Genomic DNA, 1,450 nt, shown 5'->3' with positions numbered 1-1,450 from the left:
ATACCAGAAAATACCGTTATCCTGCTGTCCTCCAGAACCACTTCTCCAACTGTGAGCCTGTAACAGAAATACAGGGGCGATTAACCTAGCCAGATAACGTTGCAGCTTGAGCATTTTCAGGATTCCCTGGAATAGTCTATTGGAATCCTGGACGCTGCATTCAAAATTAGCCATAAGCCTGTGCTACCGTCTCAGTTCACATAATCTCAGGTTATAGATTCAACAATACAGTCAGAGTGGCCATGAAACCCAGAGCAGTTGTCATGACGGTTGTACCCTCTGATGCAGTGGTGATCTCGTCAGTATTATTAAGCACTCTGATATGATGGGTAGCAGTCGGCATAGGGAGTGTCGGGCAGACTGCTGCGTCAAAGATGATCGGACCGTCGAAGTTTTCCAGTCCACTCAAAGGCGTCGCTGTGGAATGAGTGATGGCAGTCCAGGTATTCACAATCTGGTGGCAGGGTGTCATGGGAGTGGTAGCATTTGAGCCTGGGAGTTTTTTGCATTCATCTGCCATTGATAATGGATCAATGGCTTTCAGACTGTAGTAACTATTAATTTGATTCCAGAGATTAACGGCCCGAAACTGATTACATGCCAGTGTCACCGCAAGATGTCTATTGATGTTTATAGCGGTTGAAGTCAGTTGGATGTGGTTGCCAGCAAAATTAAAGAGAGGAGGTTCTGCACTGGTATTTCTGAGACCCAAAAGAGCAAAGGCCCCTCTTCGAAACTGTCGATTTAAATGAACTTCAGAACGAGTCCTGCCTGTATTGTTAATGTCGATAGTGTTTCTGAAGAGATCTGCATTACTTCCGGCTCCAATCGTAAACTCAGCCACTTCAGAGACTTTGCCCCTGAATGTGTTCTCAACAATAGCGATCTGTTTTGACTGTCTCTCGATGTTAGGAACACTAACAAATAATGCTTCCGTGGGAATCACGTCGTTGTTTAATGCCCTCAGGGTTTCACCTACGAAGGTGTTATGGGCTAAATGAATGCTTGGGCCCGGGCGCAAATTATTGGCAGATGCATCCAGGGCCTCTCGGCAAGAAAAGTAAACCGCAGCCCAGGTTGGAAGGTGGAATACGTTGTTTTCTATAATCAGTCTCCGGTTATAACATTGTGCGTAAATAGCAGAGTAAGTTGCATTGCGGGCATTTGCCTGAGTTGGCCGGAAAGTAACGTGTTTTATGTGATTGTCTCTTGCTTTTCCAAACTGGAAGTCATCACTGACTCCAACCCCGATCATATATCTCTCAGTAAAACCAGGATGCAGAGCGATGACGATTTCAAAACCATCATCAGCAGCCCCGATAATGTCCTGACCTTCCTTTAAAAAAATATTATCACTAATCAGGTAACCAACAGAGGTTTTACCCGTTACAGGCGTCACAGTTGGAGAAGTGGTTCTGGAGGACAGCAGGATAACGGTATTTTCTGGTAT

General features: G+C 45.2%; 1 protein-coding gene. It reads right to left on the bottom strand.

The genetic code is table 11. The annotated features are described in order from the left end of the window. Window positions 1–211: 211 nt before the first annotated feature. Window positions 212–1,450, bottom strand: a 1,239-nt coding sequence (locus KDK16_RS08920) for a hypothetical protein (protein WP_257275676.1), incomplete at its 5' end; no start/stop codon positions are given.

Source organism: Endozoicomonas sp. SESOKO4, from assembly GCF_024606275.1.
Note: the sequence above shows the minus strand (reverse complement) of the source record. Positions and strands in the feature narration are given on the sequence as shown.